Origin of the sequence: Aeromonas sp. R1-1, assembly GCF_040908495.1 — a bacterium.
Classification (GTDB): Bacteria; Pseudomonadota; Gammaproteobacteria; order Enterobacterales; family Aeromonadaceae; genus Aeromonas; species Aeromonas veronii.
The window spans coordinates 14455-30067 of record NZ_JBFODV010000065.1 but is presented as its reverse complement, the minus strand read 5'-3'; the positions used below and the strand labels follow the sequence as shown (position 1 = coordinate 30067).

The following is a 15613-nucleotide window of genomic DNA, read 5'->3' as shown; positions in this document are numbered from 1 at the left end:
TACAATACGGGGCGTTTTCGGGGATAACAAGAGCGGCATCAGGCATTCATCAGGCGCGCCGTCGGCCTTCCCCTCCTGCAGTGGTTTTATTCGAGGTTTTGTCATGAGGTATGGTTTCTTCCCCAAGCTGGCGCAACGCTGGCTCTCCCCGCTATTGCTTGCCGTGCTGGCTGGGCCCCTGGCCCATGCCACCACCGTTGAGCAGCAGCCTCTGCTTGCCGATCGGCAAACTCTGGTCAAGGGCAACGGTGCCGAGCCGGAGTCGCTGGATCCGGCACTGGTGCGCTCAGGTTTCCCGGGGGAGGCGGTACTGGTCGATCTGTTTGAAGGGCTGGTCAGCGATGATGGGCAGGGGCATATCGTCCCCGCTCAGGCCCAGCGCTGGGAGGTGAGTGAAGATGGGCTGGAGTGGCGATTTTTCCTACGCCCCCAACTGAAGTGGTCTAATGGCGAGCCGCTGGTGGCCGCTGATTTTGTCTATGCCTGGCGCCGTCTGCTCGATCCGGCCATCAACTCTCCTTCTGCCGGATTGCTGCTGGCCACGGGGATCAACAATGCGCAATCCATCTATGCCGGCGCACTGGAGCTCGGCAATCTGGGCATTGAAGCGCAAAGCGATCAGATCCTGAAAATCACTCTGGAGCGGCCGGCTCCCTATTTCCTGCAACTCATCAGTCAGCGCCCCTTTGTGCCAGTCAACCAGAAGGCGATAGCCAAATTTGGCAAGCAGTGGACCGAGTCCGGCAAGCTGGTGAGCAATGGTGCTTATCGGTTGGCAAGCTGGACGCCAAACGAGCGGATAGAAGCCGAGCGCAATATCCACTACTGGGATGACCTTCACACCCGTATCGGACGGGTCACTTATCTGCCGATCACCTCGCAACATGCCGAACGGCTGCGCTATGAGGCTGGTGAAATCCAGCTCACCAACAAGGTCTCCCTCGGTTATTACCAGAAGATGAAGCGCGAATCTCCGGAGCGGCTGTGGGGCTTGCCGCTGTTTGGCACCTATCTCTATGCGTTCAATCTGAAGCGCCCCGAACTGCAGGATGTGCGGGTGCGTCAGGCGCTCTCCATGGCGGTTGATCGACAGCAGCTCATTGGAGCGGTGAGCGGGCAGGATGAACAGGCGGCATGGTCGCTGTTGCCGGAGATGCCGGGTTACCCCCGGGTGATATTGCCTGTGGCGCTTGAAGGTATGCCGACCCGCCAGGCCAAAGCGGCAGCGTTGCTGTCTGCGGCCGGGTATAACAGTGCCAATCCACTCAAGCTGAGCATTACCTACAACAGCGCAGAAACCCACAAGCAGATGGCGATGGCTATTGCCGCCATGTGGCAGAAGCTGGGGGTACAGGTCACCCTCAACAGTCTGGAGTGGGGTGCCTATCAGGTGGCCAAGGATAGCGGTGATTTCCAGGTGGCCAGAAGCTTCCTGTTTGGCGATTACGTGGAGCCGTCTGCCATGCTGGGCAGCTTCCGTTGTCAGGATCTGCGCAACGAGAGCGGCTACTGCAATCCCGACTTTGATCTGCTGCTGGAGCAGGCGGCCAATACGCTGGACAGCGCGAGCCGGGTTGAACTCTACCGGCATGCCGAACAGTTGCTGCTTGAGGAGGCGCCGATCCTCCCCGTGTATCATTACAATCAGATGAGACTGGTCGATCCCGCGCTGCGAGGGCTGCCCAGCCAGAATTTGAAAGGGACGATTGCCACCAAGGATCTCTATTTCAGCCCGCAGTGAGGAGCATTTCATGAAACTTGCCATCATTTCCGACATCCACGGCAGCATCATTGCGCTGGAGCGGGTGCTGACCCAACTTGAGCCCTGGCAGCCGGATCACTATCTGCTGCTCGGCGATCTGCTCAACCATGGCCCGCGCAATCCTCTGCCGGAAGGGTATAACCCGGCCGCTGTGGCCGACCGGCTCAACGAGTTGGTACCGCAGATCATCGCGGTGCGGGGCAATTGTGATTCCGAAGTGGATCAGATGCTGTTGCGCTTTCCCATCACAGCCCCCTACAACCAGTTGCTGGTCGATGAGCGGCGCTGGTTTGCAAGCCATGGCCATCTTTATCGCCCGGACGAGGTACAGCTACCGCCGGGTAGTCTGTTCCTGAGCGGCCACACCCATGTGCCGGTGCTGGAGTGGCAGGGGGAACGGATCTTGATGAACCCGGGGTCGATCTGTTTCCCGCGCGGCGAGTTGCCTGCCAGTTACGGGAGCTATGAGGACGGAGTACTGCGCGTCAATGCGTGTGAGGACGGGCGAGAGTTGTTGCGACTGGTGCTTTAAAACGGAGAGCAAAAATGCAAGGCCTGATAAGAGATGTCAGGCCTTGATACCGTAGGAGCGGGTGCCAGAGCGAGTGTTACCCTTGGCGTCATAGGTGAGGCTGTTGCGATCGCGCAGCTGACTCAGAAAGGTTGCCAGACGACGGTTTGAGACGATGCTCAATTCAAGCAAGCGACCGTTGATATCATTTTGTGCCTGGCAAGCATCCAGTTTTGCACGAAGCTGCGCCATCTCGTCGGGATAGGCTGCCAGCTGCAGTGCCAGTTCCGGCATCTCTGCCAGTGTCTTGTCCAGAGTTTCTATCGCAGCAAGCAACTGCTGTTTGCGCTCGGTCAGTGCGGGCAGGGCCAGTGCCTGATGCTGTTCGAGCAAGCTGAACTCCTCTTCCAGAATGCCTTGCATCTGGCTGAGGTAATCATCTTGGGTGTGCAGTAACGAAGGTAAATCCATCATCCCAGAACTTTGTCCAGATTGGCCTCGAAACTGAACATCTTCTTGGCCACAGCGTCGCTGTTAACCTGATATTCGCCACTCGCGACGGCTTTTTTCAGCCGTTCGACCTTGCTCTCATTGCCGGTCGAGGCGGTATTGAGGTTTTGTTGCATCTTTTGCAATTGTTGCGCCTCACTGGTCAAGGAGACGGAGTCCAGCTTGACAGTAGCCGCTTTGTTTTCGGGCGATGAGGTGACTGACTTGCTGCCTGTCCCCTGGCTATTAGCGGTATTTTGCAACCGATTATTCGCCAAGTTGTTGATATTGTTGATGGCCATTTTAGTTACCTTCGTCTGCTTTAAGGTTTGCTTACCTGTTTATCGGTGCGGCAGATCAAAACTTTAGAAAAAAGTTGTCAAGGATCCGGACTTAAAAAGTGACCGATACGGCACCTACTGCACTGACTTTACCCTCAACGGTTTTGCCGGAGCGAATATTGACGAGTTTGATGATCTCTCCGAAGCTGCCATCTTGCAAGGCTCGGGCCATGGTTTTGATCTGGAAGTTGCTATTTTCTGCCGTCAGGGTGACCTGATCCCCTTTGCACACGACACAAACCTGGCTCAAACGGATTGGTTGCCCAGGTTTTAGCTCCCGCTTGCTGCGTACTCCGACAAGAGGAGCTGTGTCAGTCAGGTAGTCGCCGCGTATAAGGGTCTGATCCTGATAGGCCAACACCAGCTGGCTTTCACTCAGCAGGTCCCCTTTGGCGATGGGGTTGGTCACAGTGACATAGGGCTTTTGAATGCTGACCCGCACTGGGAGATAGACGTCCCAGGGCCTCTCTTCCTCACATTTAAGGTAAACTGTTGTATTACGGCGAATTTCCATTTTTGCTGGTAAGCTGATAGTGAGCAGATCTTCGCAGCGGGTCAGTGGGAGCCGTTCATCCAGCGTGGCAGAGGTGACCTCGGCTCTGGCATCCAACGGAATATCCAGCTGGCTGTAAACGAACTCTTGTGCCTTTTCTTGCAGATAAGTAGTGACGTCCGAGGCGTAGCTGGAAGATATGCTGCCAAAAAAGAGGCTGATGAGTAAAAGTCGGTTAATCATTTTCGCTCGTTGGTCGATAAGTTGTTCACGCATATCACCATATTTAACTATGATTGCTTCAGAATCTGTTCGTTGTCACATCGATAGTCTGACGCAATCCATCACGCATGCATGATTAATGCCAAGCGTTTTTAGGGAGTGTTTATGGCCAGTATCCTGGACTCGGTCAACCAACGTACCCAGCTAGTGGGGCAAAACCGGCTGGAGTTGTTGTTGTTTCGTCTCAATGGACGTCAAAGATTTGGCATCAACGTATTCAAAGTGCGTGAAGTGTTGCAGTGCCCCCCCTTGACCGTGATGCCAAAATTGAACTCCTGCATTCGCGGAGTGGCTCATATTCGTGGCCAGACGATCTCGGTTATCGACCTCAGCATGGCGGTTGGCAAACGCCCGATTGATGATCTGAGCAAATGCTTCATTATCATCTCCGAGTACAACCGCTCTATTCAGGGTTTTCTGGTGCATTCGGTCGAGCGCATCATCAATATGAACTGGGAATCCATCCTGCCTCCGCCCAAAGGTGCAGGTCGCATCAACTACATGACTGCCGTGACTGAAGTCGACGGCGAGTTGGTCGAAATTCTTGATGTTGAGCGGATATTGAACGAAATTTCGCCGGTTGCAACGGATGTGAGTGAGGAGTTGGTTCAGGCCAGCGTCGACCACCCGACTCTGGGGCGTCCTGTTCTTGTTGCGGATGACTCCTCAGTGGCACGCAAACAGGTACAACGTGCGCTTGAGGCTATCGGTGTCGAGTGCGTGTTGGCAAAAGATGGCCGCGAAGCATTGAACATGCTGCTGGAAATGACCAAAAATGGTCCTATCAAGGATCAGGTTGCGCTGGTTATTTCGGATATCGAAATGCCGGAAATGGATGGCTATACCTTCACTGCCGAGATCCGGAATAATCCCAATCTCAAGGATTTGCATGTTATTCTGCATACCTCGCTCAGTGGAGTATTCAACCAGGCAATGGTGCAGAAAGTTGGTGCGAACAATTTTATCGCCAAGTTCCAGCCTGATGAATTGGCCAAGGCCGTACAAAACGCACTCTAATAAAGAAGAACAGCTGCATGAAGACACTTTCGGACGACTTATACAAACAGTTCAGCAACTTTCTGGCGGTACAGAGCGGAATTGTGCTGGGGGATAACAAACAGTATCTGGTGAAGAGCCGTCTTTCACCTTTGATGGCTCAGTTTGGCATCGAGAGTCTGTCTGATCTGGTTACCCGTGCAATGAGTGTGCGAGAGCGTGACCTGAAAATGGCCGTGGTGGATGCTATGACGACCAACGAGACCCTCTGGTTTCGTGATACCTATCCGTTTCAGCTTCTTACCGACAAGATTTTCCCCGAGTTGGGGAAAAGTGGCCGCCCCATCAAGATCTGGTCTGCCGCATCCTCGTCAGGTCAGGAGCCCTATTCCATTGCCATGACGGCACTGGAGCAGCAGATGAAAAAGCCGGGTACCTTGCCTGGTGGCGTGCAGATTGTCGGGACGGATATTTCGACGACCATGCTCAATCAGTGTAAGGAAGGCGTTTACGATAGCCTTGCTCTGGCGCGCGGTTTGTCACCGGAGCGCAAGAAGATGTTTTTTGAGCCCTACGGTGACAACAAGATGCGGGTCGCTGAGCGAGTCAGAAAATTGACCACCTTCCGGCCACTCAACTTGCTGGAGAGTTATAGTTTGCTCGGCAAGTTTGACATTATCTTTTGCCGTAACGTGCTCATCTATTTTGCGCCGGAAGTGAAGTCGAAGATCCTCAACCAGTTTGCTGCCAGTCTTAATCCCGGTGGATATCTGATGTTGGGAGCGTCGGAGTCACTGGCCGGGTTGACCGATCGGTTCGAGATGATCCGCTGCAACCCGGGGATTGTCTACAAGGTCAAATAGGCCTGACCGCCTTGATATTCGGGGTCTGCCGAATATTGCCACCTCATGTAAAGAGGGAAGCTACGAGCTTCCCTCTTTCTTTATCTACAGCTCAGTCTTTCTATTTACCTACCATATCTCGCCACTGCAAAAGTGGTTGAAGCCTTAAGGTGGCCAAATGATGCCGTCTGACTCAATGCGCGAGATGCTCCTGCCGTTTTCGGTCTGAAATGTGCTCATACCCAAACCATCGAACTGAGTGATTTGCTTGTGGCACACCTCTTGCAAACAAAATAAACCAAGCAGGAGGTGTGCTATGGCTCTTTCATTTGACAAGGCATTCGGTGTGCATCAACACACCATAAGCGTTCGCGCCAAGCGTGCTGAGGTGCTTTCCAGCAATATTGCCAACGCAGATACCCCAGGCTTCAAAGCCAGGGATATCAATTTTGCTCAGGCATTGCAGGAGGCCCAGTCGCATCAGGGTTTTGGTTTGGCTACGACCAGCGAAAAGCACTTTGCCTTGAATATGGACGCTTCGGGTACCGTGCAATATCGCAACCCGCTGCAACCGGATACCGGTGACGGCAATACGGTCGATGTGCAGCAGGAGCGCAGCGAATTTCTGCGCAATAGCCTCGAGTATCAAACCTCCCTTGAATTTATGAATAGCAAGATCAGTGGCCTGCTCAAGGCTCTGAAAGGAGAGCAGTGATGAGTTTGTTCAAGGTCTTTGACATAGCAGGCTCGGCTATGAGTGCACAGTCAGTGCGCCTCAACACGGTTGCCAGCAACATGGCCAACGCGGACAGCGTCAGCTCCAGTGTGGAAAATACTTACCACGCCAGGCGGCCAGTCTTTGCCGCCCAGCTCGATCAGGCGATGTCTGACAAGCAGGGCTCGGTCGGGGTTGAGGTGAAGGGGATTGTCGAGAGCAAGGCGCCACTGCTTAAGGAGTACAACCCCAACCACCCGATGGCGGATAAAGACGGTTTTATCTTCAAGCCAAACGTCAACATGGTTGAAGAGATGGCCGACATGATCAACGCCTCGCGCAGCTACCAGACCAACGTTCAGGTTGCTGATTCGGCCAAGAAGATGCTGCAGCAGACGCTCCAGCTTGGCAAGTCCTGATAGGAGGGATGCAGCATGGTCGATACAACCAATAATGTGAACGGCATCAGCCGTACCACGACCCAGACGACAGGCACCACTACAACGCCGAAGAAAGAGCTGGATCAGGCTTCATTTATGAAGCTGCTAACAATGCAATTGTCGTATCAAGACCCCTTCAAGCCTGTCGACAATGCCCAGATGCTTTCCCAAATGGCGTCCATGTCAACTTCGGAGGGGATCAGCAGTCTCTCTACCCAGATGGGCAAGCTTAATGACCAGATGATATCCAGCCAGGCTCTCCAAGCGTCTTCTCTGGTGGGTCAAAATGTATTGCTACAGGGCAATACAGGATTTTTAGACAAGGATGGTTCGTTATCTGCGGTCGTTGCTGTAGGCACAACGAATAAATATTCGGGCGTCAAAATTACCGTTGAGGATGAAAAGGGACAGGTTATCAAGGAGTTTCCCCTCGAAGGCGACCAAAAAGGTAATGTGGAAATTGCTTGGGATGGTAAAGACAAGGCCGGTAACCGAGTTGCCGCAGGCAAGTATGTCATCAAAGCCAGCGGCACTCTCGATGGCAAGTCGGAAAGTATTGCCACATTTGCTTATGCCAAAGTGGATAGTGTTGCCTTGGGCAATGCCACCAACCCGACTCGCCTCAATTTGAGAGGGCTGGGTAGCGAATATTTGAACAATATTCTGCAAATTTCAGGAACCAATTCAAATCCGACGGTTACACCGTCAAAAACCACGTCGACAGCATCGATCTAAGGAGCTGGATATGTCATTTAACAATGCCTTGAGCGGTGTCAACGCGGCACAAAAAGACTTGAACGTCACCGCCAACAACATTGCCAACGTTAACACCATGGGCTTTAAAGAGTCCCGTGCCGAGTTTGCGGATGTCTACGCCAACTCCATCTTTGTCAATGCCAAGACCCAGGTCGGTAACGGTGTGGCAACCGGTGCGGTTGCCCAACAGTTCCATCAGGGGGCGCTGCAATTCACCAATAACGCACTGGATCTGGCGATTCAGGGGAATGGATTCTTTGTGACCTCCGATGGCCTGACCAACCTGGATCGCACCTATACCCGTGCGGGTGCCTTCAAGCTCAATGAAAACAGCTATATGGTTAATAATCAGGGTCATTATCTGCAAGGTTATGAAATTAACGCCGATGGCACCCCGAAGGCGGTCAGTATTAACTCTACCAAGCCGATCCAGATCCCTGATAAGGCGGGTGAGCCTGTGAAAACGACCAAGATCGAGGCAAGTTACAACTTGCCAGCTAATACAAAGCCGCTTCCGGCCGGTGCTACGGCACCAACGGTTCCTGTTCCTAACCCGCCTGATGCATCTACATTTAATCGAAAAGACTCAAATACCTATTCTGCGTCCACGTCAATTACGGTTTACGATTCGCTTGGTGAGCCACATACCATTACCCAATATTTTGTTAAAGAAGCAGATCCTGCCAATCTTGCTAACCCAGCAAATCCTACAGCATGGCGCATGTATCTTTACCAGGGAGATAAGCCTATTGATATCGATGGTGTTGGTGCGGTTACTCCGACGATGGCACCTGGTTTGGATCAGGCTCCTGCTGGTGCGAGAATCACATTTGATGCTGATGGAAAAATGATTTCACCGACTGCACCGGCGGTTATCAAGACCGAAGCATTAGGAGCTGGCGCAGGGATAATCAATAATGGTGCAGACCCTACCCAAGTCATTGAAATTTCTTTAGGTAATCTTACCTCTTACGCTTCTCCTTTCGAGGCCTATAAGTTGACGCAAGACGGATCGACAGTCGGTCGTTTGACCAAAGTTGAAATTACCCCTGACGGTGTTGTGTCTGCAACTTATAGCAATGCGACTACTGTCAAAGTTGCCATGGTGGCAATGGCCAAGTTTGCTAATGCGCAAGGACTAACTCAGGTCGGAGATACTTCCTGGAGACAATCGTTGCTTTCCGGAGACGCGTTACCGGGTATGGCAAACTCGGGCACTTTCGGGACCATCAAATCATCGGCGCTGGAGCAGTCCAACGTGGATTTGACCTCCGAGCTTGTTGACCTGATCACGGCCCAGCGTAACTTCCAGGCCAACTCCCGTTCTCTGGAGGTCAACAGTTCGCTGCAGCAGACCATCCTGCAGATCCGTTAATCGCGCAATACATGATAATGAGAGGGGGCTTGGCCCCCTCTCTGTTTCTGTCGCATTCCCATCCTCCTTATCCCCCATATTTCTGCTGTTGGCACTCTAATTGCATTTCTCCTGTCAGAGTCATCTGTTTGACGGAGAATTCCATGGATCACCTGCTTTATATCGCCATGTCCGGGGCCAAAGAGACCATGAACAGCCTGGCTGTTCGGGGCAACAACCTCGCCAATGCCAATACCACCGGCTTCAAGTCCGATTTCGAGCAGGCCAGAAGCATGCAGGCGTTCGGAGAGGGCTTGCCAAGCCGGGTGTTTGCCATGGCTGAGCGCCCGGGTCAGAACCTGCAGCATGGCATGCTGATGACCACCGGACGGGATCTGGATGTGGCGGTGGATGGTCCGGGCTGGATTGCCGTGCAGGATCCTAAGGGGGGGGAGGCCTATACCCGCATGGGGAATTTGCAGGTCAATGCGACCGGCAACTTGCAGACCTCGACGGGCTTGAATGTGGTGGATGATGGCGGTCAGCCCATCGTGCTGCCGATGCCGATGGAGAAACTCGAGATCAATCGGGATGGCACCATCAGCGGTCGTCCTGAGGGGGCTGCCGCCAACTTGCCGGAAGATTTTCAGCGGATCAAGCTGGTCAACCCGGCCGCCGATGCGGTGGAGAAGGGGCAAGATGGTCTGTTTCGCCGCAAGGATGGTCAGAATGAACCCGCCTCTGCCAATGTCGGCCTGATTGCCGGCTCCCTTGAGGGGAGCAACGTCAATGTGGTGGATGAGATGACCAACCTGATCCGGCTGCAACGCCAGTTCGAAACCCAGGTCAAAATTATGAAGACGGCCGAAGAGAATGATGAAGCTCAAACCCAACTGCTGCGAATCAGCTAATCAAGGAGTTACACTATGAATCCTGCACTCTGGATCAGCAAGACCGGGTTGGATGCACAGCAGACCAATATTTCGGTTACCTCGAACAACCTGGCGAACGCCAGCACCGTGGGCTTCAAAAAGTCACGGGCCATCTTTGAAGATCTGCTGTATCAAAACATCAATCAGCCCGGTGGCCGCTCCTCTGCCGATACCGAGCTCCCCTCCGGCTTGATGCTGGGGGCGGGGGCCAAGGTGGTGGCGACCCAGAAAAACCACAGTCAGGGTAACGTACAAACCACTGACAACTCGCTCGATTTGATGATCAGTGGTCGTGGCTACTTTGAAATTCAGCTGCCGGATGGCAGTGCAGCCTATACCCGCAACGGTCAGTTCACCCTCAACGATGAAGGGACCATAGTGACCCCGGGTAATGGTTACCCGCTGCAACCGGAAATCCAGATCCCGGAAAACGCCCAGAGCGTTACGGTGGGTGAAGATGGTCAGGTCTCGGTGCAGCTCAAGGGGGATGGCGCTTCTCAGGTTGTCGGTCAGATCAACATCTCCGACTTCGTCAACGCCAGCGGCTTGCAGCCGATGGGGGAGAACATGTTTGTCGAGACCCAATCCAGCGGCGCTGCTGCGCAGGGGACTGCCGGTGCTGATGGCTTGGGGGTGATCAAGCAGGGGATGCTGGAGACTTCCAACGTCAACGTGACCGAAGAGCTGGTGAACCTCATTCAGGCTCAGCGGGTCTACGAGATGAACTCCAAGGTGCTCTCCGCCGTGGACGGCATGATGTCCTTCCTGATCCAGCGTACCTAATTAGGAGGTGCATGATGAAAGCCGTATGGATGCTGGGATTGTTGGTGCTGGGAGGGTGTAGCAGCACTCCCAATACGCCCAAGCCTGATGATCCTGAGTTTTCCCCCGTCTACGGGGAGTCGGAGCCGGTGTCGGTGCGACCGACAGGGGCGATTTTCCAGCCGGATCAGGTCAATGGCATCTATTCGGATATCAAGGCACACAAGGTAGGCGACATCATTACCATCGAGTTGTCGGAGTCGACCTCCGCCTCGAAAAAGGCCAATACCCAGAGTGGCAAGGACAATAAATTCAATCTGGATCCGGTCAAGCTGGGTGGCGTGCCAGTCACCGCCAGTCCATATGATCTTTCGGCTTCCATTGGTCAGAACAGCGCGTTCAAGGGGCAGGCCAAAGCGGACCAGAGCAACAGCCTGCAGGGCAATATTTCGGTCAGCGTGGCCAAGGTGCTGCCCAACGGCAATCTGGTGGTGCGCGGCGAGAAGTGGATCATGCTCAACAATGGCAATGAATATATCCGGATCACCGGCCTTATTCGCCCGGAGGACGTGACGTCTGATAACAGCGTTTCGTCCCAGAAAGTGGCCAATGCCCGCATTTACTACGGTGGTACCGGCGATCTGGCCAATAGCCAGGAGCAAGGGTGGCTTACCAGCTTTTTCAATGGTCCCTGGTGGCCGCTCTAGGAGATGTTATGAAGTCACTCCGTCTTGTCACTCTGCTCTGCTGTCTGCTGCCCTTGGGTGTGGCCAATGCGGCCCGGATCAAGGACATCAGCTCGGTTGAAGGGGTGCGTAACAACCAGCTGATTGGTTACGGTCTGGTGGTGGGATTGCCCGGCACTGGCGAGAAGAACAACGCCTTCACCGAGCAGACCTTCCGCACCATGCTCAACAACTTTGGCATCAAGGTGCCGGATAACATCAAGCCCAAGATCAAGGATGTGGCGCCGGTGGCGATCCATGCCGACCTGCCCCCCTTCTCCAAGCCGGGCCAGACTATCGACGTGACGGTCTCTGCCATCGGCGAGGCCAAGAGCCTGCGGGGCGGCACTCTGCTGCAAAGCTTCCTGAAAGGGCTCGATGGGCGGGTTTATGCGGTCGCCCAGGGCAGTCTGGTGGTCGGTGGTCTGGGGGCCGAGGGGGCTGATGGTTCCAAGGTAGTGATCAATACCCCGACCGTCGGGCGGATTGCCAACGGTGCGACCGTGGAGCGGGAGGTGCCCAACTCCTTCAGTCAGGGGGACACAATCACCTTCAACCTTAACCGCCCCGACTTTACTACGGCGCGCCGTCTGGCCGATGTGGTCAACGATCTGGTAGGGCCCAATACCGCTCAGGCGCTCGATGCCACCTCGGTCAAGGTCTATGCCCCGCGGGATCCGGGTCAGCGTGTCTCCTATCTCGCCACCATCGAGAATCTGGAGGTGGATCCGGCCAACGAGGCGGCCAAGATCATCGTCAACTCCCGCACCGGCACCATAGTGATCGGCAGTCAGGTCAAGCTCAAACCAGCGGCCATCAGCCACGGCGGGTTGACAGTGACCATCGCCGAAAACCAGCAGGTCTCCCAGCCCAACCCGTTGGCGGGAGGAGAGACGACGGTGACCAACAACTCGACCATCAATGTCCAGCAGGAGCCGGGGCGGATGTTCAAGTTTGATACCGGTGCGACCCTGGACGATCTGGTCCGGGCGGTCAATCAGGTCGGGGTCGCCCCCGGTGATTTGATGGCCATCCTTGAGGCGCTGCAGCAGGCAGGCGCCATCGAGGGGCAACTGGTCATATTGTAACAAGCGGCAAGTGGTTGCCACGGGTGGCAATGAGGTAAGCAAAATGGCGGAGTTTGACAGCAACAGCGGCATGAATCTCGGGATGGTACAGGACATCAAGAACCTGGATCGTCTGCGCCAGATGAGCCAAAGCAAAGAGGGGCAGGCCGAAGCGCTCAAGAGTGCGTCACGCCAGTTCGAGTCAATCTTTACCCAGATGCTGTTTCAGAGCATGCGTCAGGCCAACGGAGTGTTGACTCAGGACAACCCGATGAATAGCAGCTATACCCAGTTCTATGAAGGGATGCTGGATGAGCAGCGGGTTGCCGACATGTCCAGCAAGGGGGGGCTGGGATTGGCTGACATGGTGGCCAAACAGCTCTCTCCCGAGACCTTTACCCATCAGGATGGGCGAGTGCTCAAGATGCCGCAGCGCACCGAACGGACCTACAAACCCTATCAGCCACCCACGGCGGCTGCCGATGATTTGATCGCGGCATCAAAAGTTGGCAAAGATTTTGCTGAAAAAGAGATGGCCGAAGGGGCAAAGGAGAGTCACACACTCACTATGCCCCGTCGACCGCACCGCAGCATTCCGCCCATGGGACGCATGGCCAGCGAAGAGGGCAGTGCCACCGGTAGTGGGGGCAAAGAGTTCGATACGCCCGAAGAGTTCGTTAATCGCCTGATGCCGCTGGCCAAGAAAGCGGCCGACAAGCTGGGGTTAAGCCCGGCGGTACTGGTCGCTCAGGCGGCACTGGAGAGCGGTTGGGGCAAGCGGGTGATCAAGGATGGCGAGGGGCAGGTGACCCATAACCTGTTTGGCATCAAGGCCGATCCGCGCTGGGAAGGGCCAAAGGCGGTGGTCAGCACGCTCGAGTATGAGCAAGGCGTAGCCTCCCGCCAGAAAGCGGCATTTCGCTCCTATGAGTCGTTTGAAGAGAGCTTCAACGACTATGTGGACTTCCTCACTTCCGGCTCTCGCTACAAGGGAGCCCTGGCGAAGGTGGATAGTCCTGATCGCTACTTCGAGGCGCTGCAACAGGCGGGCTATGCCACCGACCCGCACTACGCCAGAAAATTGAAACAGGTATTGCGCAGTGACGCCATTGCCCAATACAACGAGATGGAGCTGTAACGTATGGCAAGCGACCTGCTTGGGATTGGTTCATCGGGCGTGCTGGCACAGCAACGCCTGCTGCAGACCACCAGTAACAACATAGTGAACGTCAATAGCCAGGGCTATGTGCGTGAGCGTACGCTGGTGTATACCAATACCATCGGTCTGGGGACCGGTGACATCAAGACCCAGCGGGTAATCAACGACTATATGCAGGGGGAGGTGCGCCGTGATACCTCTGCCTATCATGCCTCCCTGACCCATTATGAACAGCTGGCTGGCGTTGACAGCTTGCTTGGGGATACCAGCAACAGCGTGGGGGCGGCCATCACCTCCTACTTCAAGTCATTTCACTCTGCCAATGAATCGCCTGCCGAGATCGGTGGGCGCAAGGTGGTGATGACGGAGTTGAGTGGCATGGTCAACCGTTTTCATACCCTCTCTGCGCAGCTCGACAAGCAGAGCGATACCCTCAACACCCGCATTGAAGATGAAACCAAGCAGGTCAACAGCCTGCTCACCAGCATCAATGATCTTAATCAGGCCATCATACGCACCCAGGGGTCACCCGAAGAGAACCTGATGCTGTTTGATCAACGGGATGAGGCGATTCGCCAGCTGTCGGAGAAGATGGATATTCGCACCGTAGCTCAACCCAACGGCAGCATGCTGGTCAATATGAGCACTGGCCATTCGTTGGTACTAAACGGCGGCGTAGCTCAGTTTAAAGTGATGCCCAGTGATCCTGATTCGAGAGATTTAGAGCTGCAATTAACTTTGGGTGATAATGAAGCGCTTATTGACAACGAGACCTTTGGTGGCGCCGTGGGAGGCCTCTTCAAAGCACGTAACGACCTTGAACCTACCAAGCGCGAACTGGGGCAGCTGGCCGTGGCGATGGCCGATGCAATGAACCAGCAGAACCGCCTCGGGATGGATCTGGATAATGAAATTGGCGGTGATATCTTCACCCTGCCAACCAGCAAGGGATTACCCTACGACGACAATACAGGAACTGTTGAGGCTAATGTCAGCTTCGTGCCGGGCAAGGGGACATCAGTGACTCCGTTTGATTACGAAGTGCAATTTAGCAGTGCTACCGGTTATGAGGTGTTCTCGCTCGACAAGTCTGGCAATCGTACCTTGATCACAGCGGGGGCTACCCCACCAACAACCTTTGAGCTGACTGGGCACGGGATCTCGATCGATCTCACCGGCACGCCTGCTGCGGGTGACAAACTGTTGCTGCAACCCACCAAAAGTGCGGCCGCCGGTCTGGGTCAGCTGATCACTCGACCGGAAGATTTGGCCCTGGCCTCTCCGCTTAAAGCGGAAAAGACCACCAATAATGGCGGCGGGGCGGATATCAAACTGGGTGGCGTATTCAATACAGGTGCGGGGTCAGGTTTTGGTACCAATAGTCTGAGCCCGACAGCGCCTCAGGTGGTCAAAATCGATGGCAGTGGTAACTATCAGGTGTTTCAAGCCGATGGCACTACCTTGATTGGCACGGCCCCCGCGAGCAGCAAGGGGCAAAACCTGATGTCGGCTATCGTTAACCCTTTCCCCGCCGGAGCTGCAGTCTATGCCAACCCGAAACAGGCCCCCGGCTACGAGTTCAGCATCACCGGAACGGTGGATCCCAAAGACAGTTTCAAGCTCAGTTACAATAGCAATGGCTTTGCCGATAACAGCAATGGCCTGGTTCTGGCCGAACTGCAAAACAAGGATCTGGTGCGCAAGAGCACCAATGGTGGGACGACCAACGACAAGATGACCTTCAATCAGGCCTATTCCGGGTTGGTGATGGAAGTGGGTAACAATACCAGTCAGGCAAAAACGCTGCTCAAAGCCAATGAGTCCAAGCTTATCCAGAGTACCGGCATCTTTGAAAGCGTGTCAGGGGTCAATCTGGAGGAGGAGGCGGCCAATCTGATCCGCTTCCAGCAATCCTATGCGGCATCGGCGCAAATCGTCAGCACGGCCAAAACCATTTTCGATACACTGCTCTCTTCCGTGAGGTAAC

17 protein-coding genes are annotated in these 15613 nt (G+C 54.6%); 14 read left to right on the top strand and 3 right to left on the bottom strand.

The genetic code is table 11. The features are described from left to right. Positions 1 to 103: 103 nt before the first annotated feature. Both AB5Y92_RS03825 and yfcE read left to right on the top strand, forming a co-directional pair. Positions 104 to 1741 carry a peptide ABC transporter substrate-binding protein gene (locus AB5Y92_RS03825; RefSeq protein ID WP_368225611.1) on the top strand — a complete coding sequence of 546 codons (1638 nt, stop codon included), beginning with the start codon at positions 104 to 106 and terminating at the stop codon, positions 1739 to 1741. A gap of 10 nt (positions 1742 to 1751) precedes the next feature. Further along, positions 1752 to 2294: a phosphodiesterase gene (yfcE, locus tag AB5Y92_RS03820; protein WP_368225609.1), complete on the top strand. Its 543-nt coding sequence runs from the start codon at positions 1752 to 1754 to the stop codon at positions 2292 to 2294. Positions 2295 to 2330: 36 nt separating this feature from the next. Here yfcE and AB5Y92_RS03815 read toward each other — a convergent pair whose 3' ends face one another. The 3 genes from AB5Y92_RS03815 to flgA form a co-directional block, all read right to left on the bottom strand. Beyond that, positions 2331 to 2747: a flagella synthesis protein FlgN gene (locus AB5Y92_RS03815; RefSeq protein ID WP_040066163.1), complete on the bottom strand. Its 417-nt coding sequence runs from the start codon at positions 2745 to 2747 to the stop codon at positions 2331 to 2333. Continuing rightward, positions 2744 to 3064 (bottom strand): flagellar biosynthesis anti-sigma factor FlgM, encoded by a 321-nt coding sequence (flgM, locus tag AB5Y92_RS03810; protein ID WP_005334177.1) that lies wholly within the window; start codon positions 3062 to 3064, stop codon positions 2744 to 2746. The genes AB5Y92_RS03815 and flgM overlap by 4 nt, the downstream gene beginning before the upstream one ends. A 91-nt stretch (positions 3065 to 3155) precedes the next feature. Beyond that, a complete protein-coding gene (gene flgA / locus AB5Y92_RS03805; protein ID WP_005334175.1) occupies positions 3156 to 3839 on the bottom strand; it encodes a flagellar basal body P-ring formation chaperone FlgA in 684 nt (227 codons plus the stop codon). 144 nt (positions 3840 to 3983) lie between these two features. Here flgA and AB5Y92_RS03800 point away from each other — a divergent pair, with 144 nt between their 5' ends. The 12 genes from AB5Y92_RS03800 (at position 3984) to flgK (ending at position 15612) form a co-directional block, all read left to right on the top strand. Beyond that, complete coding sequence (locus AB5Y92_RS03800) at positions 3984 to 4895, top strand: chemotaxis protein CheV (RefSeq protein ID WP_005334174.1); 912 nt, start codon at positions 3984 to 3986, stop codon at positions 4893 to 4895. Between the two features lie 17 nt (positions 4896 to 4912). Beyond that, entirely contained in the window at positions 4913 to 5737 is an 825-nt protein-coding gene (locus AB5Y92_RS03795; protein WP_005350656.1) for a protein-glutamate O-methyltransferase CheR, read from the top strand. Between the two features lie 295 nt (positions 5738 to 6032). Beyond that, entirely contained in the window at positions 6033 to 6431 is a 399-nt protein-coding gene (gene flgB, locus AB5Y92_RS03790) for a flagellar basal body rod protein FlgB (RefSeq protein WP_108614397.1), read from the top strand. After that, complete coding sequence (flgC, locus tag AB5Y92_RS03785) at positions 6431 to 6850, top strand: flagellar basal body rod protein FlgC (RefSeq protein ID WP_005350658.1); 420 nt, start codon at positions 6431 to 6433, stop codon at positions 6848 to 6850. The genes flgB and flgC overlap by 1 nt, the downstream gene beginning before the upstream one ends. A gap of 15 nt (positions 6851 to 6865) precedes the next feature. Continuing rightward, positions 6866 to 7606, top strand: a complete 741-nt coding sequence (locus AB5Y92_RS03780; RefSeq protein ID WP_164537149.1) for a flagellar hook assembly protein FlgD — start codon at positions 6866 to 6868, stop codon at positions 7604 to 7606. Positions 7607 to 7616: 10 nt separating this feature from the next. Then, positions 7617 to 9002 carry a flagellar hook protein FlgE gene (gene flgE / locus AB5Y92_RS03775; RefSeq protein ID WP_164537148.1) on the top strand — a complete coding sequence of 462 codons (1386 nt, stop codon included), beginning with the start codon at positions 7617 to 7619 and terminating at the stop codon, positions 9000 to 9002. Between the two features lie 143 nt (positions 9003 to 9145). Next, positions 9146 to 9892 (top strand): flagellar basal-body rod protein FlgF, encoded by a 747-nt coding sequence (flgF, locus tag AB5Y92_RS03770; protein WP_005334159.1) that lies wholly within the window; start codon positions 9146 to 9148, stop codon positions 9890 to 9892. Between the two features lie 15 nt (positions 9893 to 9907). Next, the gene (flgG, locus tag AB5Y92_RS03765; protein ID WP_005334158.1) at positions 9908 to 10696 is read left to right on the top strand and encodes a flagellar basal-body rod protein FlgG; all 789 of its coding nucleotides are present in this window, start codon (positions 9908 to 9910) and stop codon (positions 10694 to 10696) included. Positions 10697 to 10710: 14 nt separating this feature from the next. After that, positions 10711 to 11382, top strand: coding sequence for a flagellar basal body L-ring protein FlgH (gene flgH, locus AB5Y92_RS03760; protein ID WP_005334152.1), 672 nt, complete (start codon positions 10711 to 10713; stop codon positions 11380 to 11382). A gap of 8 nt (positions 11383 to 11390) precedes the next feature. Then, the gene (locus AB5Y92_RS03755) at positions 11391 to 12488 is read left to right on the top strand and encodes a flagellar basal body P-ring protein FlgI (RefSeq protein WP_005350664.1); all 1098 of its coding nucleotides are present in this window, start codon (positions 11391 to 11393) and stop codon (positions 12486 to 12488) included. A 43-nt stretch (positions 12489 to 12531) separates the two neighbouring features. Further along, complete coding sequence (gene flgJ, locus AB5Y92_RS03750; RefSeq protein WP_201986457.1) at positions 12532 to 13605, top strand: flagellar assembly peptidoglycan hydrolase FlgJ; 1074 nt, start codon at positions 12532 to 12534, stop codon at positions 13603 to 13605. A 3-nt stretch (positions 13606 to 13608) separates the two neighbouring features. Further along, positions 13609 to 15612, top strand: coding sequence for a flagellar hook-associated protein FlgK (gene flgK / locus AB5Y92_RS03745; protein WP_164537146.1), 2004 nt, complete (start codon positions 13609 to 13611; stop codon positions 15610 to 15612). Position 15613: the final 1 nt, after the last annotated feature.

Coding starts and splice junctions, on each gene's coding strand:
- flgK (WP_164537146.1), top strand. CDS start 13,609: ATGGCAAGCGACCTGCTTGGGATTGGTTCATCGGGCGTGCTGGCACAG.
- flgG (WP_005334158.1), top strand. CDS start 9,908: ATGAATCCTGCACTCTGGATCAGCAAGACCGGGTTGGATGCACAGCAG.
- flgJ (WP_201986457.1), top strand. CDS start 12,532: ATGGCGGAGTTTGACAGCAACAGCGGCATGAATCTCGGGATGGTACAG.
- AB5Y92_RS03755 (WP_005350664.1), top strand. CDS start 11,391: ATGAAGTCACTCCGTCTTGTCACTCTGCTCTGCTGTCTGCTGCCCTTG.
- AB5Y92_RS03795 (WP_005350656.1), top strand. CDS start 4,913: ATGAAGACACTTTCGGACGACTTATACAAACAGTTCAGCAACTTTCTG.
- flgM (WP_005334177.1), bottom strand. CDS start 3,064: ATGGCCATCAACAATATCAACAACTTGGCGAATAATCGGTTGCAAAAT.
- flgF (WP_005334159.1), top strand. CDS start 9,146: ATGGATCACCTGCTTTATATCGCCATGTCCGGGGCCAAAGAGACCATG.
- flgB (WP_108614397.1), top strand. CDS start 6,033: ATGGCTCTTTCATTTGACAAGGCATTCGGTGTGCATCAACACACCATA.
- flgA (WP_005334175.1), bottom strand. CDS start 3,839: ATGATTAACCGACTTTTACTCATCAGCCTCTTTTTTGGCAGCATATCT.
- AB5Y92_RS03800 (WP_005334174.1), top strand. CDS start 3,984: ATGGCCAGTATCCTGGACTCGGTCAACCAACGTACCCAGCTAGTGGGG.
- yfcE (WP_368225609.1), top strand. CDS start 1,752: ATGAAACTTGCCATCATTTCCGACATCCACGGCAGCATCATTGCGCTG.
- AB5Y92_RS03780 (WP_164537149.1), top strand. CDS start 6,866: ATGGTCGATACAACCAATAATGTGAACGGCATCAGCCGTACCACGACC.
- flgH (WP_005334152.1), top strand. CDS start 10,711: ATGAAAGCCGTATGGATGCTGGGATTGTTGGTGCTGGGAGGGTGTAGC.
- AB5Y92_RS03825 (WP_368225611.1), top strand. CDS start 104: ATGAGGTATGGTTTCTTCCCCAAGCTGGCGCAACGCTGGCTCTCCCCG.
- flgE (WP_164537148.1), top strand. CDS start 7,617: ATGTCATTTAACAATGCCTTGAGCGGTGTCAACGCGGCACAAAAAGAC.
- flgC (WP_005350658.1), top strand. CDS start 6,431: ATGAGTTTGTTCAAGGTCTTTGACATAGCAGGCTCGGCTATGAGTGCA.
- AB5Y92_RS03815 (WP_040066163.1), bottom strand. CDS start 2,747: ATGATGGATTTACCTTCGTTACTGCACACCCAAGATGATTACCTCAGC.